The organism is Ochrobactrum sp. AN78 (assembly GCF_029909885.1).
GTDB classification, from domain to species: Bacteria; Pseudomonadota; Alphaproteobacteria; order Rhizobiales; family Rhizobiaceae; genus Brucella; species Brucella quorumnocens.
This window is the reverse complement of sequence record NZ_JASAMU010000006.1, coordinates 187,572-214,336: the sequence shown is the minus strand read 5'-3', so window position 1 is coordinate 214,336 and position 26,765 is coordinate 187,572. Positions and strand designations below refer to the sequence as shown.

The following is a 26,765-nucleotide window of genomic DNA, read 5'->3' as shown; positions in this document are numbered from 1 at the left end:
ATTCCAACATTTGTCCGACGCCTGTATCCGAGGGATGAAAATGTCGGAATCAGACCACTAGTAGGGTGGCTATTTTGGGAGGGTTTACCGCGAACGGCTTGTTTCTGGAAGCGTTTTCATCAATTCTGGAGACATTTCAAGCGGTTTGCTATCAAACTGTCATATGACAGCCATAGGCTTATGGTCGCGCCGGGATTTTCCGGTAAAAGCCGGGACAGGAAAAATGAACGAAAACAGCGTTATGGCACCCCAAACCACAGATTTGACCTCCGATGTGACCACAGAGGCAGCAACTGATGTTTCTGCGGGCAAGAACACCGGCAAAGTTCAAAACGCTCACGAAACTTTGAACGATGACCAGACCTCGGCGCTGATGCAAAGCCCTGAGCGCTTCGTCAATCGCGAGTTTTCCTGGCTGCAGTTCAATCGCCGTGTTCTTGAAGAAGCTGCGAATATAACCCAGCCCCTGCTTGAGCGCCTAAGATTTCTGTCCATTTCAGCAGCCAATCTCGATGAGTTTTTCATGGTCCGCATTGCGGGGCTCGCTGCACAGGTGCGCGCTGGTGTTGCCATGCGCAGTGCTGATGGCCGCACTCCCCAAGAGCAGCTCGATTTTGTTCTGGAGGAGGTAGGACGTCTCCAGGAAGGCCAGCAGGAGCGTCTGCGCACGCTGCGTGAGGAGCTTGAAAAAGAGAGTATCGAAATCGTGCGCCCGTTGGCTTTGTCGAAGACGGAGAAGGACTGGCTTGAGAATCATTTCCTTGAGACGATTTTCCCGGTTCTGACTCCGCTTTCCATCGACCCGGCTCATCCGTTTCCGTTCATTCCCAATCTCGGCTTTTCCATTGCGCTGCAACTCGCGCGCCGCCTCGACAGCCATCCGATGACTGCACTCTTGCGTATTCCTGTTGCGCTCAGGCGTTTCATCCAGCTGCCGACCGAGCAACAGAATGCTTACCGTTTCATCACGATTGAGGATGCAGTCAGCCTGTTCATTGGCCGCCTTTTCCCGGGCTATGAAGTGCGTGGCGCAGGAACATTCCGCATCATTCGTGACAGCGATATCGAAGTGGAAGAAGAGGCGGAAGATCTCGTCCGTCTTTTTGAAACTGCGTTGAAGCGTCGTCGGCGCGGTCAGGTCATCCGTATTGAGTTTGACTCCGAAATCCCTGAGGCGCTGCGCGTCTTCGTTGCAACCGAGCTTGGCGTATCGGAAAACAGGATTAGCGTTCTGGAAGGCCTCCTTGCGCTCAACATGATTTCGGAAATCGTGTCGATTCCACGGGATGATCTCAAGTTCATATCCTACAATCCGCGCTTCCCAGAACGTATTCGCGAACATGGCGGCGATTGTTTCGCAGCGATTCGCGAGAAAGACATCGTTGTCCACCATCCATATGAATCGTTCGACGTTGTAGTGCAGTTCCTGCGTCAGGCCGCTGCAGACCCGGATGTGCTGGCGATCAAGCAGACGCTTTATCGCACCTCCAATGACAGCCCGATTGTACGCGCATTGGTTGATGCTGCTGAAGCAGGCAAGTCGGTTACGGCGCTTGTCGAACTGAAGGCGCGTTTCGATGAAGAAGCCAATATTCGCTGGGCACGTGATCTTGAACGCGCTGGCGTGCAGGTTGTGTTCGGCTTCATTGAGCTGAAAACACATGCGAAGATGTCGCTCGTGGTGCGTCGTGAAGACCAGAGACTGCGCACATATGTGCATCTGGGTACCGGCAATTATCATCCGATCACGGCGCGTATCTATACCGATCTGTCGTTCTTTACATCTGATCCCGATATTGCGCGCGATGTAGCGCATATTTTCAATTTCATCACGGGCTATGCGCAACCGGCTGAAGAGATGAAAATCGCTATTTCACCGCTGACGCTTCGCACGCGAATCCTCAAGCACATCGAAGACGAAATCACCAATGCGAAGGCCGGACAGCCTGCTGCGATCTGGATGAAGATGAATTCGCTCGTCGATCCACAGATTATTGATGCGCTCTATAAGGCAAGTCAGGCAGGCGTTCACATCGATCTGGTGGTGCGTGGCATTTGCTGTCTGCGACCGGGTGTTCCGGGTCTCTCAGATAACATCCGCGCAAAGTCCATTGTTGGACGTTTTCTTGAGCACAGCCGCATATTTTGCTTTGGAAACGGGCATGACCTACCTTCCGGCAAGGCAATCGTCTATATCGGTTCAGCCGATATGATGCCACGCAATCTCGACCGCCGTGTTGAAACTTTGGTGCCCATCACCAATGCCACCGTGCATCAGCAAATCCTGTCGCAGATCATGTTTGCCAACATAATTGATAACCAGCAGAGCTATCAGCTACTTGCGGATGGTACCTCTCGCCGGATAGAAAAAGAAGCTGGAGAAGAAGCTTTCAACGCGCAGGAATATTTCATGACAAATCCAAGCTTGTCGGGTCGCGGAAAGTCGCTGAAGTCATCTGCCCCCCGCCTGATTGCGCATCGTAAACGTGCGCAGGCGGAAAGAAACACGACTTCATGAGTCCAGCAGTCGCACAAGGCCGTTTGAAAGGCCTCAAGCCCGTCGCGGTCATCGACATTGGGTCCAACTCGATTCGTGTCGTGGTTTATGAAGGCATCGTTCGTTCGCCGACGGTGCTTTTTAATGAAAAGCTTCTCTGTGGTCTTGGCAAGGGATTGGCCAAGACCGGCAAGCTTAATGAAAAATCTGTCGATATAGCATTGCGCGCTTTGAAACGGTTCCGTGTTCTGGCCGAACAGGCTGGCGCGATTTCGATTCATGCGCTGGCAACCGCAGCCGCGCGCGAAGCGAAGAATGGTCCCGATTTTATCGCACAGGCTGAAGCCATTCTCGGTCGGCATATTGAAGTCTTGTCCGGCAAGGAAGAAGCCTATTATTCCGCACTCGGCATTATTTCCGGATTCTACAAGCCACAAGGCGTAACGGGCGACCTTGGCGGCGGCAGCCTTGAGCTGGTTGGTGTCAACGATCATGATGTAGGCGAGGGCATTACGCTTCCGCTCGGTGGCCTTCGGTTGCAGGACATGTCCAACGAACAGCTTCCAGAGGCTGCGAAGATCACCCGTACGGAACTTGCGCGCGCAACGCTTCTTGAACAGCATCAGGGGGAGGTGTTCTACGCAGTTGGCGGCACGTGGCGAAATCTCGCCAAGCTGCACATGACTGCAAAGCACTATACGCTTCATGTCATGCACGGATATGAGATGGACCCGGTGGAAGCGCAGAGTTTCCTAAAGCGTGTTGCAAAAGGCAATCTCGACACGATGCGCGGCATCGAAGCGGTGTCGAAAAACCGTCGCCAGCTTCTTGCTTATGGCGCAACCGTTCTGCTTGAAACTATTCGGCGTATGAAACCATCGAAGATCGTATTTTCGGCTCTTGGTGTGCGTGAGGGTTACCTGTATTCGCTGCTGCCGAAGAACGAGCAGAGGCTCGATCCTCTGCTGGCATCGGCGGAAGAACTGGCAATCCTGCGCTCGCGTTCACCGCGTCATGCGCGCGAACTTGCAACATGGACCACACTTTCTTTGCCGGTTCTCGGATTTGACGAGACTGAAGATGAAAGTCGTTACCGACAGGCGGCCTGTCTGGTTGCCGACATAAGTTGGCGTGCACATCCTGATTATCGCGGCTCGCAGGCACTGAACATCATCGCGCATGGTTCGTTTGGTGGTATTGATCACCCGGGCCGTTCTTTCATGGCACTGGCAAATTATTATCGCCACGAAGGGCTGGTCGAGGACGAGATTGCGCCGGAGATTTTGCAACTTGCAACGCCACGATTGCGTGAGCGTGCCAGGCTGCTGGGCGCGCTCTTACGCGTTATCTATCTGCTTTCGGCGTCCATGCCGGGCGTGATTCCTCGCCTTTATTGGCGTGAAGAGGATAACGGCATTGCGCTGGTCGTGCCGGGGGATCTCGCTGATTTGATTTCCGATCGTCCAGAAGGGCGATTGCAGCAACTTGCCAAGCTTACCGGGAAAAACCTGTACTTTGCCGTCGGCGACAGCGCCATTGAGGCGAAAGAGCACCCTTAGAGCGTTTCGATCTGATTGGATCAGATCGGCGCTCTAATTATCTGTTTTAACGCGCATCTTTGTCCGAAAACCGTTTCACACTTTTCGGGATGCGCTCTAAAGCATTTCCAGCAAAAGTGCGAAGCGGTTTTGCGTCGGATAATGTGTAAAAACAAATAATTACAGCGCTTCCAACAAACAAAAAAAGGCCGATCCGATATTTCTTCGAATCGGCCTTTTCATTGTTTCCATTGCTGCGTTAGTTCAGTTCCACCGCCTGGATACGACGGTTTTCAAATTTGATACCAATTTTGCCAGCGATGAGGTCTAGTGCCTTTTGGCCGAAGACTTCCCGTCGCCAGCCGTGCAGTGCGGGCACCTTGGCGTTTTCGCCTTCAGCTGCGATCTTGTCGATATCATCCGAATTGGCGACAATCTTTGCCGCAACGCCGTGTTCTTCGGTCACAAGCTTGAGCAGAACCTTGAGAATATCGGCTGCCGCTGCACTGCCCTCAGGCGAATGCGATTGCTTGGGTAGGCGCGGCAGATCTTCTTTTGGAATAGCCAGCGCCGACTGGATAGCCGCAATCAGTCCGGATGCCTGACCGGAGCGTTCCCAGCCTTTAGGAATAGAACGCAGGCGCCCCAGTGCTTCTGCATCTTTGGGTTGCTGCTGTGCAATTTCGGCTATTGTGTCGTCCTTGATGACGCGGCCACGTGGAACATTACGCTCGCGTGCTTCACGTTCACGCCATGCTGCAACGGACTGAACGATTGCGAGTTCAATAGGCTTGCGCATGCGGGTTTTAACCCGTTTCCAAGCATCGTCTGGATGCAGATCATAGGTTTCGCGTGCGCTGAGTACTGCCATTTCTTCGCTGACCCACTCGCTGCGACCTTCTTTCTCCAGCTCTGCTTTGAGATAGAGATAGATGTCGCGCAGATAGGTTACGTCTGCCAAAGCATAATCGAGCTGCTTTTCAGAAAGCGGACGACGACGCCAGTCGGTAAAACGGGACGACTTGTCGAGCTGTTTGCCTGTTACTTTTTGAACCAGCGCATCATAGGAAATCGCATCGCCAAACCCACAAACCATCGCAGCCACCTGGCTGTCGAAAATTGGGGCAGGGATGAGGTCTCCAAGATGGAATACAATTTCGATATCCTGACGTGCGGCATGGAAAACCTTGACCACTTTTTCATCGGCCATCAGCCGAAAGAAAGGTGCCAGATCAAGGCCGGGAGCCAGTGCATCCACCAATGCAGTGTGGTCAGGAGAAGCCATCTGAATGAGGCAGAGCTCCGGCCAGAACGTCGTTTCCCGAATAAATTCGGTATCGACTGTGACGAAGTCGGATTTGGCGAGGGCGGATACGGCCTCTTCAAGGGCCTCTGTGGTCGTGATGAGCTGCATATTTTTCTTTTAGAGCGCATCCCGAAAAGTGTGAAGCGGTTTTCGGAAAAGATGCGCGTTTAAACAGAATATTAAAAGGCGGCCCGCTTGCCGCGCCGCAAGAATGATATTGCGAGGGAATAACACGGAAATAGTGATTTTTGTCGACATATTCTGTCAAGCTGGTCTAACACAGACAGTGTCGGCTTGACAAAGCGTGAGCAAAATGCGCTTTTCCGCCCGAATTTGCAGCGCTTTGCCTGCACAAGATTACTGAGTTCCAAAAGGCAGAAATCATGCACCGTTATCGCAGCCACACCTGCGCAGCCCTTCGCAAATCGGATGTTGGTTCCAAAGTCCGTCTGTCTGGCTGGGTTCATCGCGTCCGTGACCATGGCGGCATTCTCTTCATCGATATTCGTGATCATTACGGTCTGACGCAAGTCGTGGCTGATCCTGATTCGCCCGCGTTCAAGATTGCTGAAACGGTTCGCGGCGAGTGGGTTATTCGCGTCGACGGTGAAGTGAAAGCGCGTGCAGACGAAGCGGTGAACGCAAATCTGCCGACCGGCGAAGTCGAAATCTTCGCAACCGAGATCGAAGTTCTCGCTGCTGCCAAGGAATTACCGCTGCCAGTTTTTGGTGAGCCGGATTATCCGGAAGACATTCGTCTGAAGTATCGTTTCCTCGACCTGCGTCGTGAAACGCTGCACAAGAACATCATGAGCCGCACCAAGATCATTGCAGCGATGCGTCGCCGCATGACCGAAATCGGCTTCAACGAGTTCTCGACGCCAATCCTGACGGCTTCTTCGCCAGAAGGCGCGCGCGACTTTCTCGTGCCAAGCCGAATTCATGAAGGTAAGTTCTACGCGCTACCGCAGGCTCCACAGCAGTATAAGCAGCTTCTGATGGTTGCTGGTTTCGACCGCTACTTCCAGATCGCACCTTGCTTCCGCGATGAAGATCCGCGTGCAGACCGTCTGCCGGGTGAATTCTATCAGCTCGATCTTGAAATGAGCTTCGTAACCCAGGAAGAAATCTGGGAAACGATGGAACCGGTCATGCGCGGCATTTTCGAAGAATTTGCTGAAGGTAAGCCGGTCACGCAGAATTTCCGCCGCATCGCTTATGATGACGCGATCCGCACCTATGGTTCGGACAAGCCGGACCTGCGCAACCCGATTGAAATGCAGGCGGTGACCGAGCATTTTGCTGGTTCGGGCTTCAAGGTCTTCGCGAACATGATCGCCAACGATCCCAAGGTTGAAGTCTGGGCAATCCCGGCCAAGACGGGCGGCAGCCGCGCATTCTGTGATCGTATGAACTCATGGGCACAGGGTGAAGGTCAGCCCGGTCTGGGTTACATCTTCTGGCGCAAGGAAGGTGACAAGCTCGAAGGCGCGGGCCCGATTGCCAAGAACATTGGTGAAGAACGCACCGAAGCCCTCCGCAACCAGCTTGGTCTCGGCGATGGCGATGCCTGCTTCTTCGTAGCTGGTCAGCCATCGAAGTTCTATAAATTCGCAGGTGATGCACGAACGCGCGCCGGTGAAGAACTGAACCTTGTTGATCGCGAACGTTTTGAACTCGCTTGGATCATCGACTTCCCGTTCTACGAATGGGACGAAGACAACAAGAAACTCGACTTCGCGCACAACCCCTTCTCGATGCCACAGGGTGGTATGGAAGCGCTGGAAACGCAGGACCCGCTTACGCTTAAGGCTTACCAGTATGATCTGGTTTGTAACGGCTTCGAAATCGCTTCCGGTTCGATCCGTAACCAGCTGCCAGATGTCATGGTCAAGGCGTTCGAAAAGGTTGGCCTCAGCCAGCAGGATGTCGAAGAGCGCTTCGGCGGCCTCTACCGGGCGTTCCAGTACGGCGCGCCTCCACATGGTGGCATGGCTGCCGGTGTTGACCGCGTGATCATGCTACTCGTCGGTGCAAAGAACCTGCGTGAAATTTCGCTCTTCCCGATGAACCAGCAGGCGCTTGATCTTCTGATGAATGCACCTTCGGATGTAACACCAGCGCAGCTGCGTGATCTGCACATTCGTCTGGCACCAACCCAGAAGAGCTAATTCGTCTAAGAATTGACAACAAAAAAGCCCGGTCGCGAGACCGGGCTTTTTCTTTGATGGAATGAAAGAGCACAAAGAAAACCCGGTGAGCAGAACTCACCGGGCTCCGTTTCATCAGCTTCAATCTGATTAGTTGTTGGCTTCGACGCCAACTTTCAAAAGCTGGATAATCTTCGTTGGGTCGAGCGACGCGGTTGCAACGATGGATGCGAAGCTAACCGACTGGTCCGGCGAAGCGGAAATAGTCAGCGACTTTGGATCGTCGAAATACTTTTCAGCTGCGGCCTTGAGCTGCTGAGCAAATTCCGGGTTCTTGAGCTGTGTTGCCATCAGCGGAACCATCATCTTCAGCTGTTCGCCAAGCTGCTTGCCATCAGCGCCCTGCTGCTTGCCATAGTAGTCGAGCAGCTTCTGCGTCAGTGTTTCGTTATCGAAGCGGATCGACAGGTTCTTAAGGCTCAGCTGTTCTGCAAGGCCCAGAAGTGCGAGACCAGCGGCATCTTTTTCCGCATCGGCCTTAGCCATGTTTTCCTGGGTCTTCTGCAATGCTTCGACAAAAGACAGATCATAGCCGTCGATGGCGCCCGTCAGGTTGATCTTGCCAAGGTCCTTGGCGTCGATTTCAAACTGATCCAATGTCGCGTTGCCGGACTTTGGCTGCCATGTGCCCTTTGAATTGACAGAGCCTTTGAGTGCGTTCATGTCGAGCGGTGCCAGCGGGTTTTTGCCGTCCTTCTCGAAAACCGCATCAATATCGGCAATGGTGAGAGTGTAGTCGATTTTTTCGGCTTTGTTGGCCGAATTGAGAGTCACTTCCACGCCCTTAATCTGAGCGCCATCTTTGCCCGGAGTGCCAACCGAAAATTCGTCGATCTTCATCTTGTCGTAGAAGACCATCTTTGCGAGCGGGCCTTCGGCTTTCTCGGATGGAAGAATAACGTTCTCCATCGAAATGCCTTTGATCGTGGCTTTATCGTTCTTGTCCGCACCTTCAGGAGCGAAGTCCAAATCTGCAACCGAAACTTTTTCGATGCTATAGCCGCCTTCTGGCGTGTCCTGCACGTTTTCGAGCGTTATATCGCCTACAGGCGTCGCGCGGTCAGAAACGGTAGGCAGCTTGATTGTGGTGCCTTTGAGCAAAATGTTGTCGCCGTCAGCCTGAACTTCGGCGAAGTTCAGCTCTCCGCCCTGCTTTGTATAGAGGGCCTTGACGCGCTCTGCGACTGCATTTGCATCTGCAGCCATTGCTGCACTGCCAAGAACAAGCGAGAGTGCCGTGCTTGCTGCGAAGACGCGCGCGGCCTGCTTGCTAACAACGAAAACCTTCATTTATTGGCTCCTGATCATTTGGTAAATTTAGACAGCCTTCATAAGCCTTTACGAATGAAAATACAGCCCGTTTCGTTCGCGCCATGATTGCTGTGGAGAAAACATCTACAATTCCTCTATAGATGCTGAATGACGGCAACATTGCGACGAATGTACTGGATTGGTTCTCATCGCTACTTGCTGACGAATCGCGCAATTGGTACTGAGAAGTATGGGTAAAAGTCTGATTCCGCCGGGCGACGGCGAAGAACACATCGAACGGGTCGATCTCAAGTCAGCCCTCGAGGAGCGCTACCTCGCTTATGCGCTGTCCACGATCATGCATCGTGCGCTGCCGGACGTGCGCGACGGTCTGAAGCCGGTGCATCGGCGCATCATGCACGCCATGCGCTTGTTGCGGCTCAATCCCGATCAGGCTTATGCAAAATGTGCGCGTATTGTCGGTGATGTGATGGGTAAGTTCCATCCGCATGGCGATGCTTCGATCTATGATGCACTGGTGCGTCTCGCGCAGGATTTTGCCGTGCGCTATCCGCTTGTGGACGGGCAGGGCAACTTCGGCAATATCGATGGCGATAATGCCGCTGCGATGCGTTATACCGAAGCGCGCATGACTGAAGTGGCAACGCTGCTGCTTGAAGGCATCACCGAAAACGCCATCGACTTCCGCCCGACCTATAACGAAGAAGACGAAGAACCGATTGTTCTTCCGGGTGCTTTCCCGAATCTTCTCGCCAATGGCTCGGCAGGTATTGCGGTCGGCATGGCCACCAATATTCCGCCGCATAATGTGGCGGAGCTTTGCTCGTCGGCGCTTTATCTTATCAATCACCCAGAGGCGAGCGTTGAAGAACTCATCACTTCGCCCGAACAATGGGAAGAATTGAAAAAAGAAGCGGAAAACGATCCGGCTGCATTTCTGAAATGTAAGGTGCGCGGACCGGATTTCCCGACTGGCGGCATTCTGGTTGAGGATCATGCCAACATCGTTGAAGCCTATCGCACCGGGCGAGGTTCGTTCCGCGCGCGTGCACGCTGGCACAAGGAAGAAGGCAATCGCGGTACTTGGGTTATCGTCGTCACCGAGATCCCTTATCAGGTGCAGAAATCGCGCTTGATCGAGAAGATCGCGGAACTGCTTCTGGCAAAGAAGCTGCCGTTGCTCGACGATATCCGTGACGAATCTGCGGAAGATATTCGCGTCGTTCTCGAACCCAAGAACCGTACAGTCGATCCTGAACTGCTGATGGAATCGCTGTTCAAGCTGACCGAGCTTGAAAACCGCGTTTCGCTCAACATGAACGTGCTCTCGCACGGCAAAGTGCCGAACGTTCTGTCGCTTGGCGGTGTGCTGCGGGAATGGCTGGAGCACCGCAAGGAAGTGCTGGTTCGCCGCTCCGAATTCCGCTTGGCCGAGATTGAGAAGCGCCTTGAAATCCTTGGTGGTTTCCTCAAAGCCTATCTTAATCTCGACGAAGTCATCCGGATCATTCGCGAGGAAGACGAGCCGAAGCAGGAATTGATGCGGTTCTTCGATTTGACAGATAATCAGGCCGAAGCCATTCTCAATATGCGCCTGCGTTCGTTGCGCAAGCTTGAAGAGTTTGAAATCCGCAAGGAATTCGATGATCTGACATCTGAGAAGACCGATATTGAGGGGCTGCTCGCCTCTGGCACTCGCCAGTGGAAGAAGATCAGCACCGAGATCAAGGCAGTGCGCGAGAAATTTGGCCCTGCTACCAAACTGGGCAAGCGTCGCAGCACCTTTGCCGAAGCGCCGACCCATGATCTGGAAGACATTCATCAGGCGATGATTGAACGCGAGCCAGTGACCATTGTCGTGTCTGAAAAAGGTTGGCTTCGTGCAATGAAGGGGCATCTGGCCGACTTCTCCACGCTGGCTTTCAAGGAAGGCGACAAGCTCAAACTCGCTTTCCATGCGGAAACGACAGACAAAATTCTGCTGGTCACAACGGGCGGTAAGTTCTTTACGATTGGTGCAAATACGCTACCGGGCGGTCGCGGTCATGGCGAGCCGATCCGTATTCTTGTCGATATGGAAAACGATCAGGATATTCTTACGGCTTTCGTGCATGACCCGTCAGCCAAGCTGCTGTTGGTTTCTCATGAGGGCAATGGCTTCATCGTTCCTGAAAATGAAGCAGTCGCCAATACCCGTAAGGGTAAGCAGGTGATGAATGTGAAGGTGCCGGACGAGACAAAGCTTTGTCAGCGCATCTCGGGTGATCACATTGCCGTCGTCGGTGAGAACCGCAAGATGGTTGTCTTCCCGCTTTCCGAAATCCCGGAAATGACGCGTGGCAAGGGTGTACGTCTGCAGAAGTACAAGGACGGCGGCGTGTCTGATGTCCGTACCTTTGCAATTGCCGAAGGGCTGTCATGGCAGGATTCGGCTGATCGCACCTTCAATCGCAGCAAGGAAGAGCTGGTCGAGTGGATCGCGGCCCGCGCGTCCGCAGGGCGAGTTGTGCCAAAAGGCTTCCCGCGTTCGGGTAAGTTTTAAGGCATTTCCAGCAACTGCACGGAGCAGCTGTGTGCCGGATAATGTGTAAAAACAAATGATTAGAGCGCCGGTCTGATTCAGTCGGATCGGTGCTCAAAAATTGGGGTCGATACTGACAGCGTTAGGCCTTATTCTTCTGGATATCTGTTGTGACGCAGGAGAGCCTACGCTTGCAGATCAGATCAGCACGAGCCGAGGATGTCGACCCTATCTGCGATGCGATAAGACGATCGATTGCCGAGCTGTGCGTCGAGGACCACAAAGAGAGGAATGATATTCTCTCAGCGTGGCTTGCCAATAAGACACCAGAAAATATTCGCCACTGGATCACGGCGCCGCTTCAGCTAACGGTAGTGGTGGAGATTGACGGCAATATTGCGGGGGTGGGACAAGTCTCCAGCGATGGGAAAATTCTGCTCAATTACGTGTCTCCCGATTTTCGCTTTCGTGGTGTCAGCAAGGCAGTGATGCTGGCTATGGAAGAACATTTGCGCAAAACTGGCGTGGCTGTTGCCCAACTGGTGAGCACTGGCACTGCGCGCCGCTTTTATCAGAGTATGGGATACGTGCAGATTGGAGAGCCGAAGCTTTGGCGCGCTGGCCAGTTATCTTATCCTATGGAAAAGCGGTTGGTGAACTGAGCGCGGTTTTGATTATGGCTGAATTGTTCGACGTTTGTAACTGAGGGAGGAAAATGTCGGAATCAGATCACTAGAGCGCCGTGCGCCCTCTTGGGCGCACAAAGGTCGCTCTAACACTCTATATTTACAGCATAATTTTACCTTAAACTGATTCAAGTTTAAGGAATTATGCTGTAGCCTTCAAACCGTTGCCAGCCGCGTGGACCAAGGTGCTCTTGCGGCTTGAAACGGACCTTGTACTGCATCTTCCGCGAGCCTTCGACCCAATAGCCGAGATAGACATGGGGCAGGCCAGCAGCGCGAGCGCGTTGAATATGGTCGAGTATCATGAACGTACCCAGCGAGCGTTCATGCATATGGGGCGAGAAAAACGAATAGACCATCGATAGGCCATCGGCCATCACGTCGGTCAATGCTACCGCAACAAGTTCACCATCGCCTTTTGCGCTGATGAAGCTATCTGGCCCACGTCTGCGATATTCGATAATCTGCGTGTTGACGTGCGTATCTTCCACCATCATCGCATAATCGAGAACGGTCATATCGGACATGCCGCCGGAATGGTGACGAGCATCGAGATAATCGCGAAAGAGTGCATATTGTTCGGTGCTTGGCTGTGCCTTGTGCTGGCGACCAATCAAATCACGATTTTGGTGTGACACCCGTCGCATGCTCCGGTTCATTTCAAATTCACCGGTCAGAATTCGGACTGAAACACATGCACGGCATAACTCGCATGCTGGCCGATAGGCAATGTTCTGGGAACGACGAAAACCGCCCTGCGTCAGCAGGTCATTGATCTCGCTGGCTTTGTCGCCAACGAGATGCGTGAAAACTTTCCGCTCCAGCTGGCCCTCAAGATAAGGGCAGGGCGAGGGAGCCGTTAGAAAGAACTGCGGAGACTGTTGCGGTTGATGGGTCATTCAATATCCACAAAACGGCAATACCGGAACCATCACGATATATCCTGAGCCTAAAGATTGAGCCGGCTGCACAAAACGTCAATAGACATTCTGCACAGCCGGCCCTGAATTTTTTTGATGATTGGTTTATCGATCCGAACGGATCACTGCAGTTCCGAGCAAAAGATCATGAGCCGCACGCTTGCGATCGGTCACCAGAGTGGCCAGCAGGATCAGCGGCGTAAGCACGACGTTCAAGCCCCAGAAAAGAACTGAGTGCACGATTGCCAGCATCGGATCGACAGTTCCGCCTTCAAGGCGCACAAGCTTGATATTCATCATCTGCATGCCCTTGGTGGCCTGCTGAGGGCCTCCCAACGTGCGTGAGACGTAAAACAACGCCACAACTGGAAACATGATCGCGTAAAGCGCCCATCCCAAAGAGAGCGTGATAATACCCAGAATGAAAATCACGACTGCCACTGGAATGCAGAGAAAAAAGACAATCATGTAATCGATAAGAAAAGCCATGATGCGGCGCGTTCGGACGCCTTCAAAAAATGCGCGGCTTTCGTAACGCGGCCCCATGATTTCGCCGTGCAGAGTATGGTCGGACATTGTCCCTTCCAGTCGTTTAAAAGAGAAACGTACGGAAAAATAAAGCCGTCCGCTGCTCCGCATTGTGCAGAACAGTTACCAAAATGGTGAATGAAAGAGACTATTTCAAGGAAATAGTGGTTCTGAACCCTCAGCCGTGGTTTTTAAGCTTTTCAGCCACTTCCATTGCAAAATAAGTCAGAATGCCGTCACAACCAGCACGTTTGAAAGCCAGTAGGCTTTCCATCATCACCTTTTCTTCGTCGATCCAGCCATTCATGCCTGCGGCTTTGATCATCGAATATTCGCCCGACACCTGATAGGCGAAGGTTGGCAGTCGGAAAGTGCTCTTCAGACGATGGATGATGTCGAGATAAGGCATGCCGGGCTTGACCATCAGCATGTCAGCACCTTCGGCCACGTCCTGTTCGGCTTCGCGCACCGCTTCATCCGGGTTTGCAGGGTCGATGTAATATGTCTTCTTGTCGCCCTTCAGCAAACCAGCAGTGCCGATCGCATCGCGATAAGGACCATAGAAGGCGGAAGCAAACTTCGTCGCATAAGACATGATAGGCACATGGTTGAAACCATGTGCATCCAGGGCCTGACGGATTGCACCAATGCGGCCATCCATCATGTCGGAAGGCGCGATAACATCCGCACCCGCTTCAGCCTGAGCAAGTGCCCCACGAACCACCATGGCGACGGATTCATCATTGATGATTTCGCCGTTGCGTAAAATGCCATCATGACCATGGGTCGTGAATGGATCGAGTGCGGCATCGGTGATGATGCCGATTTCCGGCACTTCTTTCTTAACGGCACGGACCGCGCGGTTGATCAGATTGTCTGGGCTTGCAACAAAAGAACCATCTTCGGTCTTCACTTCAGCCTTTTCGCGCGGGAAGGGCGCAATCGCCGGAATACCAAGCTTCGCAGCTTTCTCGGCCATGCGTACGGCCATATCCACGGAATAGCGCTCCACGCCGGGCATAGCCTCCACGGGTTCGCTGACGCCTGTTCCATAGGTAAGGAAGAATGGCAGGATAAGATCGTCCACCGTGAGATGTGTTTCCTGAACCAGTCTGCGCGACCAGTCGGCCTTGCGCATTCGGCGCAGACGACGACCTCCGGTCACGTCATCGACATGGCCTGAAATGTTGGCAGAAGAAATGTTGGACAAACGATCAGTCATATAAATGTTCCCGAGAGAAGAAAGCTTGGGAATCTAACGGTTCGGAAGCTTGTTATCAGATGAGCACGGTTTATCACGGGAAAAGTGGCTAATCCAAGCACAATGGCCTGCGCAGGATTGACGCGGGGCTTCGCAATTTCTACCCATTTAAAGCATTTCCAGTAAAAGTGCGAAGCGGTTTTGTGCAGGATAATGCGCAAGAAAGAATGATTAGAGCAGTTCCAACGATTCAGTCTTAACTGAAACCGCTCTAATCAAACGGGAGAGATGACATGCAGATTGACTTCGGTGGCGGCAGTGAAATCGGCTTCGAACGCAAGGGCAAGGCAGGGCTCGTCAAGCTAACGCGTACATCTGCGCTCAATGCGCTGACGCATAAGATGATTCTTGCACTCGACCGCGCGCTTCAAGCATGGGAAACCGATCCAGACGTCGCCTGTGTGATTCTTGAGGGTGAGGGCCGTGCCTTTTGTGCTGGTGGCGATGTCGTTGCAGCGTATAAGGCGGGGCAGAATGGCACGCCCGCGTATGATTTTTTCCAGGACGAATATCGCCTCAATGCGCGTATCGGACGTTTCCCCAAACCATATATTTCGTTGTTGAATGGTATTGTTATGGGCGGCGGTGCAGGCATTTCTGTACATGGCTCACACCGTATCGTGACTGAGAACACACTTTTCGCAATGCCTGAAACTGGCATTGGCTTCTTTCCGGATGTGGGCGGAAGCGCCTTCCTGCCTCATCTCCATGATAATTTCGGCTACTATCTTGCACTCACCGGCAACCGCATTCGCTGGGGTGATTGTCTGCAAAGTGGAATTGCCACGCATGCCATTGCTGTAAATGACCTTGACGATTTGCGTGACGATCTTATCGCTACGGCAGATGTCGATACCGCGCTGGCGCGCTGTCAGTATCCGGATTTTGAAACGCCTGTGGAAACGCGTCAGTTGATTGAAGCAAGTTTTGCCCATGCAACACTTGCCGAATGTACTGCAGCACTGGAAAAGTCGGCTGCTGATGGCAGCAAGCCTGCCAATGATATTCTGACCGTTCTTGCAACGCGTTCGCCGACAAGTGTCGCGGTTACGTTCCGCCAGATCGCCGATGGCCGAGCGCTTGATCTGGATGATTGCATGCGGATGGAATATCGCGTCGCATCGCGTATGCTTGAGGCACATGATTTTTACGAAGGCGTGCGGGCTGTCCTGATTGATAAGGATGGTGCGCCCGCTTGGAATCCTGCTTCGATCGAAGATGTGAAGCCGGAAATGGTGAATGCGTATTTTGCCAATCTTGGCGAGAGGGAACTGAGCTTTTGATGCGTCAGGATGAACTGCACCAGCATATACAGCCAAGTGGAGCCGAATGGTCGTTCGTCTGGTTCATGCGGCTGATCGCATTGGCGGCTCTCGCCAGTGGCGTTTTTTACTGGATAAAATTGATCGGTATTCAGCCGGGGTTGCTGTGGCGCTTTGATCTCATGCCGTGGCAGTGGCAGACTGCATCGGTTGCGCTCGCTCTTCTCATGCCCGTTGCAGCGACCGGCCTCTGGATGCGCGCGCCATGGGGGGCTGTGTTGTGGTTTGTTGCGGCAATTGGCGAAATCGCCATCTATTCTGTCTTTGCACGCCACTTTGAATATAAGCCGTTTACCGTCGGGTTTAATGCGGTCTGCATCATCATCTATATCGTTTTCCGCGTGGTGCTTTTCATTGAGAAAAGACGGCAGTCGCGTATGGGACCGCGCATGGGGGTTCCCGGCTGAAATTATAGCCTAGAGCGCCGTGCGCCCTCTTGGGCGCACAAAGGTCGCTCTAACACTCTATATTTACAGCATAATTTTACCTTAAACTGATTCAAGTTGAAGGAATTATGCTGTAGTGGCCTGATTCCGACATTTGCATCACAAATTACAGGTGTTTAGAAAATGCCGGAATCTCAATGACCACTAGCAAGCTTATGAATCTAGTGGATTTTTCGAATTTGACATCGGAGACAGCTTGTATTTCGGCCGGGGTTAAAACGTTAAATTCAATCCACGAGTAATAGAACATTAAGCCTGAAACTGCATTTCCCTTGGTAAGCTACTGTTAAGGCTGACTTTTAATTCGAATTTTATGCATCTCGCCTAAAGTCCTCTCATGAACGGTGAGAAAATACACCGCATGAAACAGGACAAAGAGAGCGGCCTCATGAAAGGCTGCTCCGACAGAGAGGCAAAAGAAATGATCAATGCACAGCACAGAATGGATGCATCTGCTCCGCTTTTGAATCCCGAAGCCGCCCTGCGCACGCTTTATCTCGAAGCTTTGCAACTGGTTGAGCGCCTGCATCGTCGACTGCTCGACGTTATCAAGGACGAATTCGACCGTAATGGCCGCAGCGACATCAACGCGACGCAGGCGCTGCTCCTGTTCAATATCGGCAATTCCGAACTGACAGCTGGTGAGTTGCGCTCGCGTGGCTATTACCTTGGCTCGAACGTCTCTTATAATCTCAAGAAGCTTGTTGAGATGGGCTTTATCCATCATGAGCGCTCCAACACCGACCGCCGTTCGGTCCGTGTGAGCCTGACCGACAAGGGCAATGAGATTGCTGATCAGGTGCAGGCTCTGTATCAGCGCCATATTGCTTCTATTGAGCAGGTTGGTGGTATTCAGGTGGAAGAGTTCACTGCAATGAACCGTTCGCTTCAGCGTCTTGATCGTTTCTGGAACGACAGCATCGCTTACAGGCTGTAAAGTACGTCTCCCAAAAGTGGATCCGGTTTTGGGATAAAACCATGCTTGAAAACAGAAAATGAAGCGTACCGTATGCATGGAATAAAATTCGGCGCGCTTTAGCAACCTACAGGTTTGTTGCAGAACGGTCACAATTGGTATGCTTTGTGCGCCGAACTTCATGATTGCGAGCTATTTCAGCATGGCCCGGCTTGAAATCCGGGCTCCGCGACATGAATAAGCCATAAAAATCGACATAAGCGAATATATACAGCGCATAATTTAGAGCTATCTGCAGATGCGATGCATCTGGGCGCAACCGGTTAGCCTTTGGGACCAAATCTATGACCAAAACCGACAAGAAGACGCAAGCTTTCAATGTAGGTCGTCGCAGCTTCCTGCGTGGCGCAGCAACTGCCGGTCTTACGGCCGCCGCCTCGGCAATGGTTCCTGCAGCTTTTGCTCAGCAGCAAGCTTTGAACGACATTCTTGCTGCACCACGCCGTGGTAACTGGGATGACCAGTTTGATGCCCGTGCGACTGGTGGTCAGAAAGTTGCTACCAATCAGCCGGTTCTAAGCCAGCAGACGGTTGGTAATCTTCAGTCCGCGATTGCTCAGTATACCGATATTGCAGGTCGCGGTGGCTGGCCACAGGTGCCCGGAAATGCGAAACTGCAGCTTGGCGCGAACGCACCGACAGTACAGGCTCTTCGTCAGCGCCTTATCGTTTCAGGTGACCTCCCACGCGAAGCCGGTGTTTCTGGCGCGTTCGACACCTACGTCGATGCAGCCGTTAAGCGCTTCCAGTCACGTCATGGTCTTCCAGCTGACGGTGTTATGGGCCAGTTTACGTATGCTGCCATGAATGTGGACGCCAATACGCGTCTTGGGCAGCTGCAAACCAACCTTCAGCGACTTTCTGGCATGGCTGCTGCAAGCCAGTCGGAGCAGCGTTTTGTAATGGTCAACATTCCGGCTGCCCGTATTGAGGCTGTAGAAGGCGGCAACGTCGCGCAGCGTCATACGGCTGTTGTCGGTAAGATCGATCGTCAGACGCCTATTCTGGAATCCAAGATTCACGAAGTCATTCTCAATCCTTACTGGACTGCGCCGAAGTCGATCATCCAGAAGGATATTATTCCGCTGATGCGGAAAAACCCGCAATATTTGGCAAACAACAAGATCCGCCTTTACAATGCGCAGGGTCAGGAAGTTCCGCCGGAAAGCGTTGACTGGAATACGGATGACGCTGTGAAGCTGATGTTCCGTCAGGACCCAGGCAAGATCAACGCCATGTCCTCGACGAAGATCAACTTCCACAATCAGCACGCCGTTTATATGCACGACACGCCGCAGAAGAGTTACTTCAACAAGCTCATGCGTTTCGATTCGTCGGGTTGTGTTCGCGTGCAGAATGTTCGCGATCTTGACGTCTGGCTGTTAAAGAACACCGCTGGTTGGGATCGCCGGAATATTGAGGGCACTATTGCTTCCGGTGTGAATACGCCGATTCAGGTGGCCGATCCTGTGCCGCTGCATTTCGTTTACATCACCGCATGGTCGACAGGCGATGGTGTTGTGCAGTTCCGCGATGATATCTACAAGATGGATGGTGCGACCGCGTTGGCGCTGGGCACCGATACCTGATTTGAATTCACTTGCAAAAAAGCCGTCCGATCCTTTTTCGGGCGGCTTTTTTGTTTGAAGCATGTCGCGGAAAAGTGGGAACCGGTTTTCCTTAAAAGACATGCTTAAAAATGAAAATAGAGTGAGCGGTTACGTGTGGTTCAATCACGATAGGCGCTATGGCTACGTCATGCCGCATTTTGGAACATGCTTTTCGCTTAAGCGCCATTGGCCTTGCCAATCGAAGTGTGATAATGCGCCTCATCTCATATAGCTTTGACCGGCTAAACCGGAGGGTGTGAAACATGTCGCAAGCCAATACCGCTTTTTTCAATGCAACTCTTGAAGAAATCGATGCCGATATTTTCGGTGCGATCCGTAACGAACTCGGACGTCAGCGTCATGAAATCGAGCTGATCGCCTCGGAAAACATCGTTTCCCGTGCGGTACTTGAAGCTCAAGGCTCCATCCTTACCAACAAATATGCCGAAGGTTATCCGGGCAAGCGCTATTACGGCGGTTGCCAGTATGTTGACGTTGTTGAAGAACTGGCAATCGAACGCGCCAAGAAACTGTTTGGCGCAGAGTTCGCCAATGTACAGCCTAACTCGGGCAGCCAGATGAATCAGGCTGTATTCCTTGCGCTTCTGCAGCCGGGCGACACTTTCATGGGCCTTGACCTTAATTCAGGTGGCCATCTGACGCACGGCTCTCCTGTCAACATGTCGGGCAAGTGGTTCAACGTAGTTTCTTACGGCGTGCGCGAAGATGATCATCTTCTCGACATGGATGAAGTTGCCCGTCTTGCACGTGAAAACAAGCCAAAGCTGATTCTGGCTGGTGGTACGGCCTATTCCCGTATCTGGGACTGGAAGCGCTTCCGCGAAATCGCTGATGAAGTCGGCGCATATCTCATGGTCGACATGGCGCATATTGCTGGTCTGGTTGCCGGTGGTGTGCACCCATCGCCTGTTCCACATGCCCATGTCTGCACCACGACGACTCACAAGTCGCTTCGCGGCCCTCGCGGCGGCATGATTCTCACCAACGACCCCGATCTGGCGAAGAAGTTCAATTCAGCTGTCTTCCCTGGTCTGCAGGGCGGGCCACTGATGCATGTAATTGCTGGTAAGGCCGTTGCGTTTGCAGAAGCGCTGAAGCCAGAATTCAAAACCTACGCTCAGAACGTCGTCGATAATGCGCGTGCACTCTCGGACGAACTGAAGTCGCAGGGCCTCGATATCGTCTCTGGCGGCACTGACAACCATCTCATGCTGGTTGACTTGCGTCCGAAGAATGCAACAGGCAAGCGCGCAGAAGCAGCTCTCGGTCGTGCAAATGTGACCTGTAACAAGAACGGCATTCCTTTCGACCCGGAAAAGCCATTTGTAACCTCGGGTATTCGTCTCGGCACGCCTGCTGGTACGACCCGCGGCTTCGGTAAGGCCGAATTCAAGGAAATCGGCTCGCTGATCGCAGAAGTGCTTGATGGTCTCAAGGTTGCAAATTCCGATGAAGGCAATGCAGCCGTTGAAGAAGCGGTAAAGACCAAGGTCATTTCGCTGACCAGTCGTTTCCCAATGTATGATTATCAGGGATAATTATTCACGCATTGCTCAAGCCCCGCTCAACCCTGTTGAGCGGGGCTTTTTCGTTTCGGTCCCGATTATGCAGCTTTGTTCGGATGCGCTATGATTAATAGGAATCAGTCTGTCTACAGTACCGGCCCAAAAATCGGATTTGATTTTTAGAAAGCACGATGCGTAGATCCAATAATTTAGAGCGTTCTTTTTTGCGTCCAAGAGGGCGCTCAACGCTCTAAGGCATGTCTCGCGCCCTCAGTGTGAAGCGGTTTGCGGGAACGACATGCGTAAAAGTAAGTTGAGAGAGTGCCATGCGTTGTCCCTATTGCCAATCTGAAGACACTCAAGTGAAAGATTCTCGTCCAGCGGAAGACGGCGCGGTTATTCGCAGGCGTCGCGTCTGTTCGGTTTGTGGTGGACGGTTCACGACGTTTGAACGCGTGCAGCTCCGCGACCTCATGGTCGTCAAAAAGAGCGGTCGCCGTGTGCCTTTTGATCGTGAAAAGCTTGCTCGTTCCATCGATGTGGCGCTGCGCAAGCGCGAGATTGATGAAGAGCGGATCGAACGCGCCATCTCCGGTATTGTGCGACAGCTTGAAAGCTCTGGCGAAGCGGAAGTGACCTCAGATGAAATTGGCCGCTTGGCAATGGATGCGCTCAAGGGTGTTGACGATATTGCCTATATCCGTTTCGCATCGGTTTATCGCAATTTCAGCAAAGCCGTTGATTTCCACAATGTCATCGATGAACTGACAACGATCGAGAATGAACGCGATTCGGACGCATAATATGAACCGTTTGGAATTCCCGCATGCCAATGTGACTTCGGATGATCTCCGTTTCATGGAAGCGACCATCCGTTATGCGCGCCGCAACAAAGGCCTGACGGGGACAAATCCTTCTGTTGGCACAATAATCGTCAAGGACGGAGTTATTGTTGGTCGTGGCGTAACGGCGATTGGCGGACGACCTCATGCGGAGCCGCAAGCCTTGGCAGATGCCGGCGAAGCAGCGCAAGGCGCAACAGCCTACGTGTCGCTCGAACCCTGTGCCCATCACGGTCGCACCCCGCCTTGTGCGGAAGCACTGGTACGTGCAGGTGTTGCGCGGGTATTCGTTGCGGCGACTGATCCCGATGAAAGAGTGAGCGGAAAAGGCTTCGCCATTCTGCGTGAGGCTGGCATTGAAGTGGTGCCAGGCGTTTTGTCGGACATGGCGGCTGATGATCTGGCAGGCTATCTGAATCGATCTTCTAAAAAACGTCCGGAAGTGATTCTAAAACTTGCACTTTCTGCCGATGGCTTCATCGGGACAAAAGGTGAGGGGCAGGTTCCAATTACTGGTCCCATTGCGCGCGCGCAGTCGCATATTCTGCGCTCACAGACCGATGTGATCCTCATCGGGGTTGATACGGCAATTGCCGATGATCCCATCCTGAATTGCCGCCTTCCAGGACTGGAACAACGCTCTCCAATTCGCCTTATACTGGACAGTGGATTGAAGTTACCGCTCGATTCACGGCTTGTTCGCAGTTCAGAAGCCGTTCCATTGTGGCTTTCCTGTTGTGAAAATGTGGCGCCCGAACGGCGATACGAAATGCAGCTTGCAGGATGCCGCATTATCGCTGCGGAAAGCGATGAGGGCCGCATCGCCTTGCCGGAGCTAATGGACGATCTTGCCGCTCAGGGAATTTCTTCCGTTCTCGTTGAAGGCGGGGCAAGTGTTGCCAAGAGTTTTCTGCAGGAGAAGCTGGTTGACCGGCTTGTCCTGTTTTCCTCGCCTGTGGAAATTGGCGCGACGAATGGGGTTGCCGTCGCGGATTTGCAATCCCATATCGATAATGAATTTACAATTTTGCGCCATGCGCAGTACGGCGACGATGTCTGTATCGAGTATGTAAGGAAAGCGTGATGTTCACTGGGATTGTTACAGATATCGGCAAAGTGGATCGTATCAAGCCTCTTAATGAAGGCATTCTGTTGCGTATCGAAACGGTTTACGATCCGGAGACGATTGAACTTGGAGCGTCCATTTCCTGCTCCGGTGTTTGTCTGACCGTTGTGGCTTTGCCAGAAAAAGGCACCAATGCGCGTTGGTTTGAAGTCGAAGCATGGGAGGAAGCCCTTCGCCTAACCACGATCTCAAAATGGGAGAATGGCACGCGGATTAATCTTGAGCGTTCCCTCAAGCTTGGCGATGAGATGGGTGGACATCTGGTGTCTGGTCATGTCGACGGACAGGCAGAAATTGTTGAGCGCAAGGACGAGGGCGATGCAGTCCGCTTCACTCTGCGCGCTCCAGAAGAGCTTGCGCCGTTTATTGCCCAGAAGGGTTCCGTCGCCCTTGATGGAACATCGCTGACGGTCAACGGCGTGAACGGAAATGAGTTCGATGTTCTGCTCATTCGCCATTCACTGGAAGTGACCACTTGGGGGGATCGTCAGACAGGTGATAAGATCAATATCGAGATCGATCAGCTTGCTCGTTACGCAGCAAGGCTTGCGCAATATCAGAAATAAGCTTAGAGCCTAACAACCCTTAGCTATTTTCTGAATTTAGCGTTGACCGCAGATTTGCGGTCCGCGATTTCTGTCATGGAGTTTCTCATGTCCAAGCACGAGGCGCATGCGCCGCACCTGCTCATTGTCGAAGCGCGTTTCTATGAGGATTTGTCCGATGCGCTTCTCGATGGCGCAAAGGCGGCTCTCGATGCAGCTGGTGCAACTTATGATGTTGTGACAGTTCCTGGCGCACTTGAAGTGCCTGCGACTATCTCTTTTGCCCTTGATGGCGCGGAAAATGGTGGCACCGAGTATGATGGCTTTGTTGCACTTGGCACAGTCATTCGCGGCGAAACCTATCATTTCGATATTGTTGCCAACGAATCCTGCCGCGCTCTGACCGATCTTTCGGTTGAGGAAGGCCTCGCAATCGGCAATGGTATTCTCACGGTAGAAAATGACGAGCAAGCTTGGGTGCGTGCGCGTCGTGAAGACAAGGACAAGGGCGGCTTTGCTGCCCGCGCAGCGCTTACCATGATTGATCTGCGCAAGAAATTCGGAGCCTGAGACGATGACTTCTTCTTCTGAAGGCCGTTCCGCACCGAACGCCCCACGACCTGCAAACAAGCGCGGCGTTGCCCGTCTGGCTGCCGTACAGGCGCTTTACCAGATGGATGTCGCCGGTACGGGCGTTATGGAAGTCGTTGCCGAGTACGAGGCTCATCGGCTCGGCAAGGAAGTGGACGGCACGCAATATCTCGATGCTGATCCTCAATGGTTTCGCGGCATTGTTGCCGGTGTTGTCGATAATCAGCTTACGCTGGACCCGCTGATCCATAACGCGCTGACCGAAGACTGGCCGCTTTCACGCCTTGATTCCACGTTGCGCGCAATTCTGCGTGCGGGTGCATGGGAATTGAAGACCCGCAAGGATGTGCCAACAGCTGTGATCGTTTCGGAATATGTGGATATTGCCAAGGCTTTCTACACGGAAGACGAACCTAAACTGGTCAACGCTGTGCTGGATCGTCTTGCTTTTGAACTTCGCGGCGAAAGCCGTGGTACAAAGCCGCGTGGCAAGTAATAATCAATAGTTATATAAAATTGAAAAAGGCTGCGAGAAACCGCAGTCTTTTTCATTTGTCGACCAACAAACTACGGCTTGACCTTTGCAGACAGCTTCCGCATGTTGAGCCAGCGGCATTGAGAATGCTGAAATGCAGAAACTTGTGCCAATTATTTGATTTCAGGCAGATGTTTCGAAAACTAAAAACAAATAAGAACTAGCCGAGGAAGCCCGGTGAATAGTCGGCTTCAGGCACTTCCATGCCGCCAGTCCTGGCCCGGGGAGGGGTTTCCGGGTCTTTTTGCGCCGATGTGTGCAGGTAATCGCTACTCTACTGCGAGCGATCTGCTTGTGGCTGGCGCGAGCTCAATGGGAGTTGGCCTAAATGGGAATTGGAGTTCTTCTTCTCGTCATTGCCTGCGGTGTCGTTTCCGTTCTTTTTGCCGCATGGGCGATCCGCTCAGTGCTTGCGGCCGATCAGGGCACGCCGCGTATGCAGGAAATCGCCGGCGCTATCCGTGAAGGCGCGTCCGCCTACCTCACGCGACAATATTCCACGATCGCCCTTGTTGGCGTCGTCGTCTTTCTGGCAGTCTGGTATCTGTTGTCGATTACTGCTGGTATCGGCTTTCTCATAGGGGCTATTCTCTCCGGGTTGACCGGATTTATCGGCATGCATGTTTCCGTCCGTGCAAACGTACGGACGGCGCAGGCCGCGTCCCTCAGCCTTGCTGGCGGGCTGGAGCTCGCATTTAAATCTGGTGCTATCACCGGCATGCTTGTCGCTGGTCTCGCGCTGCTCGGTGTATCCGTCTATTATTTTATTCTGACGGTCTGGATGGGCTACTCGCCATCTGACCGCACCGTGATTGACGCGCTTGTAGCGCTCGGTTTTGGCGCTTCGCTGATTTCGATCTTTGCGCGTCTGGGCGGTGGCATCTTCACCAAGGGCGCTGACGTCGGTGGCGATCTGGTTGGTAAGGTCGAGGCCGGCATTCCCGAAGATGATCCACGTAATCCAGCAACCATTGCCGATAATGTGGGTGATAATGTCGGCGACTGTGCAGGCATGGCCGCGGATCTGTTCGAGACCTATGCAGTCACTGTGGTTGCGACAATGGTTCTGGGTGCGATCTTCTTTAACGGCTCCGATGTGCTTTCGAGCGTCATGCTCTATCCGCTGGCAATTTGCGGCGCATGCGTGCTGACCTCGATTGCAGGCACCTTCTTTGTCAAGCTAGGCGTCAACGGCTCCATCATGGGTGCGCTTTACAAAGGCCTCATTGCAACCGGGCTTCTGTCGATCGTGGGTTTGGCAGTTGCCAACACGCTGACAATTGGCTGGGGTGAAATAGGCACTGTCGCAGGCATGTCGATTACAGGCACCAATCTCTTTATCTGTGGCTTGATTGGTCTTGTCGTTACGGGCTTGATCGTGGTGATTACGGAATATTACACCGGCACCAACAAGCGTCCGGTCAATTCCATCGCGCAGGCTTCCGTTACCGGCCATGGCACAAATGTCATTCAGGGGCTGGCCGTTTCGCTGGAATCGACCGCTCTGCCTGCAATTGTCATCGTTGGCGGCATTATCGGCACCTATCAGTTGGCGGGCTTGTTTGGCACTGCAATCGCTGTGACGGCGATGCTGGGCATCGCCGGTATGATTGTGGCGCTGGATGCATTTGGCCCTGTAACCGACAATGCCGGTGGTATTGCGGAAATGGCAGGGCTCGATCCGGAAGTTCGCAAATCAACCGATGCGCTCGATGCGGTCGGTAACACGACCAAGGCCGTCACCAAGGGCTATGCAATTGGTTCGGCGGGTTTGGGCGCTTTGGTGCTGTTCGCAGCTTACTCCAACGACTTGGCTTATTTTGCCGCGAATGGGCAAACCTATCCTTATTTTGCCGATATGGGGCCGGTTTCCTTTGAGCTGTCTAACCCATATGTGGTGGCCGGTTTGATCTTCGGTGGCCTCATTCCATATCTTTTCGGCGGCATGGCCATGACGGCAGTCGGTCGGGCAGGGAGTGCCGTGGTGCAAGAAGTACGGCGTCAGTTCCGTGAAAAACCCGGCATTATGACAGGGCAGGAGCGCCCGGATTACGCGCGAGCGGTCGATCTTCTGACCAAAGCAGCAATCCGTGAAATGATTATTCCGTCGCTGCTGCCGGTTCTGGCACCGCTCGTTGTCTATTTCGGCGTGCTGCTAATTTCGGGTTCGAAAGCTGCAGCATTTGCGGCCCTGGGTGCGTCGCTCTTGGGTGTGATCATTAACGGGTTGTTCGTGGCCATTTCCATGACGTCGGGTGGTGGTGCATGGGATAATGCCAAGAAGAGCTTCGAGGACGGCTTTACCGATGCCGATGGTGTGAAGCACATGAAGGGGTCGGAAGCGCACAAAGCCTCTGTAACAGGCGATACGGTGGGCGATCCTTACAAGGATACGGCCGGTCCGGCAGTTAACCCCGCAATCAAGATCACCAACATCGTTGCACTCTTGTTGCTGGCGGTACTAGCCCACATGGTTTGATTTAAAGCATTTCCAGCAAAAGTGGGAA

At 53.0% G+C, this 26,765-nt stretch carries 21 protein-coding genes; 16 read left to right on the top strand and 5 right to left on the bottom strand.

Features of this window, described 5'->3' with window-relative positions:
* The first annotated feature begins 163 nt into the window (after positions 1-163).
* Together QBD00_RS13530 and ppx are read left to right on the top strand one after the other, a co-directional pair.
* Entirely contained in the window at positions 164-2,518 is a 2,355-nt protein-coding gene (locus tag QBD00_RS13530; protein WP_412535025.1) for an RNA degradosome polyphosphate kinase, read from the top strand.
* A complete protein-coding gene (ppx, locus tag QBD00_RS13525; protein ID WP_095446379.1) occupies positions 2,515-4,056 on the top strand; it encodes an exopolyphosphatase in 1,542 nt (513 codons plus the stop codon). Before QBD00_RS13530 ends, ppx begins: the two co-directional genes overlap by 4 nt.
* A 238-nt stretch (positions 4,057-4,294) precedes the next feature.
* Here the strand turns inward: ppx and rnd are convergent, their stop codons facing one another.
* Positions 4,295-5,449 carry a ribonuclease D gene (rnd, locus tag QBD00_RS13520; protein WP_318579753.1) on the bottom strand — a complete coding sequence of 385 codons (1,155 nt, stop codon included), beginning with the start codon at positions 5,447-5,449 and terminating at the stop codon, positions 4,295-4,297.
* A 275-nt stretch (positions 5,450-5,724) separates the two neighbouring features.
* Here rnd and aspS point away from each other — a divergent pair, with 275 nt between their 5' ends.
* Positions 5,725-7,512 carry an aspartate--tRNA ligase gene (gene aspS / locus QBD00_RS13515; RefSeq protein WP_024897408.1) on the top strand — a complete coding sequence of 596 codons (1,788 nt, stop codon included), beginning with the start codon at positions 5,725-5,727 and terminating at the stop codon, positions 7,510-7,512.
* Between the two features lie 129 nt (positions 7,513-7,641).
* On the opposite strand, the gene QBD00_RS13510 is transcribed toward aspS, so the two are convergent.
* Complete coding sequence (locus QBD00_RS13510) at positions 7,642-8,841, bottom strand: hypothetical protein (RefSeq protein WP_318579752.1); 1,200 nt, start codon at positions 8,839-8,841, stop codon at positions 7,642-7,644.
* Between the two features lie 211 nt (positions 8,842-9,052).
* Here QBD00_RS13510 and QBD00_RS13505 point away from each other — a divergent pair, with 211 nt between their 5' ends.
* Positions 9,053-11,365 (top strand): DNA topoisomerase IV subunit A, encoded by a 2,313-nt coding sequence (locus QBD00_RS13505; protein WP_318579751.1) that lies wholly within the window; start codon positions 9,053-9,055, stop codon positions 11,363-11,365.
* A 170-nt stretch (positions 11,366-11,535) separates the two neighbouring features.
* Positions 11,536-12,006 carry a GNAT family N-acetyltransferase gene (locus QBD00_RS13500; protein WP_157743456.1) on the top strand — a complete coding sequence of 157 codons (471 nt, stop codon included), beginning with the start codon at positions 11,536-11,538 and terminating at the stop codon, positions 12,004-12,006.
* Between the two features lie 158 nt (positions 12,007-12,164).
* On the opposite strand, the gene QBD00_RS13495 is transcribed toward QBD00_RS13500, so the two are convergent.
* The 3 genes from QBD00_RS13495 to hemB all read right to left on the bottom strand — a co-directional run bounded on the left by QBD00_RS13495 (position 12,165) and on the right by hemB (position 14,700).
* Complete coding sequence (locus tag QBD00_RS13495) at positions 12,165-12,929, bottom strand: arginyltransferase (RefSeq protein ID WP_095446384.1); 765 nt, start codon at positions 12,927-12,929, stop codon at positions 12,165-12,167.
* 126 nt (positions 12,930-13,055) lie between these two features.
* The gene (locus QBD00_RS13490; RefSeq protein WP_318579750.1) at positions 13,056-13,526 is read right to left on the bottom strand and encodes an RDD family protein; all 471 of its coding nucleotides are present in this window, start codon (positions 13,524-13,526) and stop codon (positions 13,056-13,058) included.
* Positions 13,527-13,656: 130 nt separating this feature from the next.
* On the bottom strand, positions 13,657-14,700 hold the full coding sequence (gene hemB / locus QBD00_RS13485) for a porphobilinogen synthase (RefSeq protein ID WP_318579749.1): 1,044 nt from the start codon (positions 14,698-14,700) through the stop codon (positions 13,657-13,659).
* Between the two features lie 272 nt (positions 14,701-14,972).
* Between hemB and QBD00_RS13480 the strand changes: the two genes are divergently transcribed.
* The 11 genes from QBD00_RS13480 to QBD00_RS13430 all read left to right on the top strand — a co-directional run bounded on the left by QBD00_RS13480 (position 14,973) and on the right by QBD00_RS13430 (position 26,737).
* Positions 14,973-16,022, top strand: coding sequence for an enoyl-CoA hydratase/isomerase family protein (locus QBD00_RS13480; protein ID WP_318579748.1), 1,050 nt, complete (start codon positions 14,973-14,975; stop codon positions 16,020-16,022).
* Positions 16,022-16,468 carry a DUF6163 family protein gene (locus QBD00_RS13475; RefSeq protein ID WP_318579747.1) on the top strand — a complete coding sequence of 149 codons (447 nt, stop codon included), beginning with the start codon at positions 16,022-16,024 and terminating at the stop codon, positions 16,466-16,468. The genes QBD00_RS13480 and QBD00_RS13475 overlap by 1 nt, the downstream gene beginning before the upstream one ends.
* A gap of 460 nt (positions 16,469-16,928) precedes the next feature.
* Complete coding sequence (gene ldtR / locus QBD00_RS13470) at positions 16,929-17,444, top strand: transcriptional regulator LdtR (RefSeq protein ID WP_151095591.1); 516 nt, start codon at positions 16,929-16,931, stop codon at positions 17,442-17,444.
* Between the two features lie 323 nt (positions 17,445-17,767).
* Positions 17,768-19,072: a L,D-transpeptidase family protein gene (locus QBD00_RS13465; RefSeq protein WP_095446390.1), complete on the top strand. Its 1,305-nt coding sequence runs from the start codon at positions 17,768-17,770 to the stop codon at positions 19,070-19,072.
* Between the two features lie 284 nt (positions 19,073-19,356).
* Positions 19,357-20,652 carry a serine hydroxymethyltransferase gene (gene glyA / locus QBD00_RS13460; RefSeq protein WP_095446391.1) on the top strand — a complete coding sequence of 432 codons (1,296 nt, stop codon included), beginning with the start codon at positions 19,357-19,359 and terminating at the stop codon, positions 20,650-20,652.
* Between the two features lie 293 nt (positions 20,653-20,945).
* Positions 20,946-21,422: a transcriptional regulator NrdR gene (nrdR, locus tag QBD00_RS13455; RefSeq protein ID WP_095446392.1), complete on the top strand. Its 477-nt coding sequence runs from the start codon at positions 20,946-20,948 to the stop codon at positions 21,420-21,422.
* A gap of 1 nt (position 21,423) precedes the next feature.
* A complete protein-coding gene (ribD, locus tag QBD00_RS13450; protein WP_318579746.1) occupies positions 21,424-22,545 on the top strand; it encodes a bifunctional diaminohydroxyphosphoribosylaminopyrimidine deaminase/5-amino-6-(5-phosphoribosylamino)uracil reductase RibD in 1,122 nt (373 codons plus the stop codon).
* Positions 22,545-23,153, top strand: a complete 609-nt coding sequence (locus tag QBD00_RS13445; protein ID WP_095446394.1) for a riboflavin synthase — start codon at positions 22,545-22,547, stop codon at positions 23,151-23,153. The genes ribD and QBD00_RS13445 overlap by 1 nt, the downstream gene beginning before the upstream one ends.
* An 87-nt stretch (positions 23,154-23,240) precedes the next feature.
* On the top strand, positions 23,241-23,702 hold the full coding sequence (locus tag QBD00_RS13440; RefSeq protein ID WP_024897422.1) for a 6,7-dimethyl-8-ribityllumazine synthase: 462 nt from the start codon (positions 23,241-23,243) through the stop codon (positions 23,700-23,702).
* A 4-nt stretch (positions 23,703-23,706) separates the two neighbouring features.
* Complete coding sequence (gene nusB / locus QBD00_RS13435; protein WP_095446395.1) at positions 23,707-24,219, top strand: transcription antitermination factor NusB; 513 nt, start codon at positions 23,707-23,709, stop codon at positions 24,217-24,219.
* 367 nt (positions 24,220-24,586) lie between these two features.
* On the top strand, positions 24,587-26,737 hold the full coding sequence (locus QBD00_RS13430) for a sodium-translocating pyrophosphatase (RefSeq protein ID WP_095446396.1): 2,151 nt from the start codon (positions 24,587-24,589) through the stop codon (positions 26,735-26,737).
* The last annotated feature ends 28 nt before the right edge of the window (positions 26,738-26,765 follow it).

What these genes read in the sequence shown, in the direction of transcription:
- QBD00_RS13530 (WP_412535025.1), top strand. Translation starts at nt 164, where the DNA reads ATGACAGCCATAGGCTTATGGTCGCGCCGGGATTTTCCGGTAAAAGCC.
- ppx (WP_095446379.1), top strand. Translation starts at nt 2,515, where the DNA reads ATGAGTCCAGCAGTCGCACAAGGCCGTTTGAAAGGCCTCAAGCCCGTC.
- rnd (WP_318579753.1), bottom strand. Translation starts at nt 5,449, where the DNA reads ATGCAGCTCATCACGACCACAGAGGCCCTTGAAGAGGCCGTATCCGCC.
- aspS (WP_024897408.1), top strand. Translation starts at nt 5,725, where the DNA reads ATGCACCGTTATCGCAGCCACACCTGCGCAGCCCTTCGCAAATCGGAT.
- QBD00_RS13510 (WP_318579752.1), bottom strand. Translation starts at nt 8,841, where the DNA reads ATGAAGGTTTTCGTTGTTAGCAAGCAGGCCGCGCGCGTCTTCGCAGCA.
- QBD00_RS13505 (WP_318579751.1), top strand. Translation starts at nt 9,053, where the DNA reads ATGGGTAAAAGTCTGATTCCGCCGGGCGACGGCGAAGAACACATCGAA.
- QBD00_RS13495 (WP_095446384.1), bottom strand. Translation starts at nt 12,929, where the DNA reads ATGACCCATCAACCGCAACAGTCTCCGCAGTTCTTTCTAACGGCTCCC.
- QBD00_RS13490 (WP_318579750.1), bottom strand. Translation starts at nt 13,526, where the DNA reads ATGTCCGACCATACTCTGCACGGCGAAATCATGGGGCCGCGTTACGAA.
- hemB (WP_318579749.1), bottom strand. Translation starts at nt 14,700, where the DNA reads ATGACTGATCGTTTGTCCAACATTTCTTCTGCCAACATTTCAGGCCAT.
- QBD00_RS13480 (WP_318579748.1), top strand. Translation starts at nt 14,973, where the DNA reads ATGCAGATTGACTTCGGTGGCGGCAGTGAAATCGGCTTCGAACGCAAG.
- QBD00_RS13475 (WP_318579747.1), top strand. Translation starts at nt 16,022, where the DNA reads ATGCGTCAGGATGAACTGCACCAGCATATACAGCCAAGTGGAGCCGAA.
- ldtR (WP_151095591.1), top strand. Translation starts at nt 16,929, where the DNA reads ATGATCAATGCACAGCACAGAATGGATGCATCTGCTCCGCTTTTGAAT.
- QBD00_RS13465 (WP_095446390.1), top strand. Translation starts at nt 17,768, where the DNA reads ATGACCAAAACCGACAAGAAGACGCAAGCTTTCAATGTAGGTCGTCGC.
- glyA (WP_095446391.1), top strand. Translation starts at nt 19,357, where the DNA reads ATGTCGCAAGCCAATACCGCTTTTTTCAATGCAACTCTTGAAGAAATC.
- nrdR (WP_095446392.1), top strand. Translation starts at nt 20,946, where the DNA reads ATGCGTTGTCCCTATTGCCAATCTGAAGACACTCAAGTGAAAGATTCT.
- ribD (WP_318579746.1), top strand. Translation starts at nt 21,424, where the DNA reads ATGAACCGTTTGGAATTCCCGCATGCCAATGTGACTTCGGATGATCTC.
- QBD00_RS13445 (WP_095446394.1), top strand. Translation starts at nt 22,545, where the DNA reads ATGTTCACTGGGATTGTTACAGATATCGGCAAAGTGGATCGTATCAAG.
- QBD00_RS13440 (WP_024897422.1), top strand. Translation starts at nt 23,241, where the DNA reads ATGTCCAAGCACGAGGCGCATGCGCCGCACCTGCTCATTGTCGAAGCG.
- nusB (WP_095446395.1), top strand. Translation starts at nt 23,707, where the DNA reads ATGACTTCTTCTTCTGAAGGCCGTTCCGCACCGAACGCCCCACGACCT.
- QBD00_RS13430 (WP_095446396.1), top strand. Translation starts at nt 24,587, where the DNA reads ATGGGAATTGGAGTTCTTCTTCTCGTCATTGCCTGCGGTGTCGTTTCC.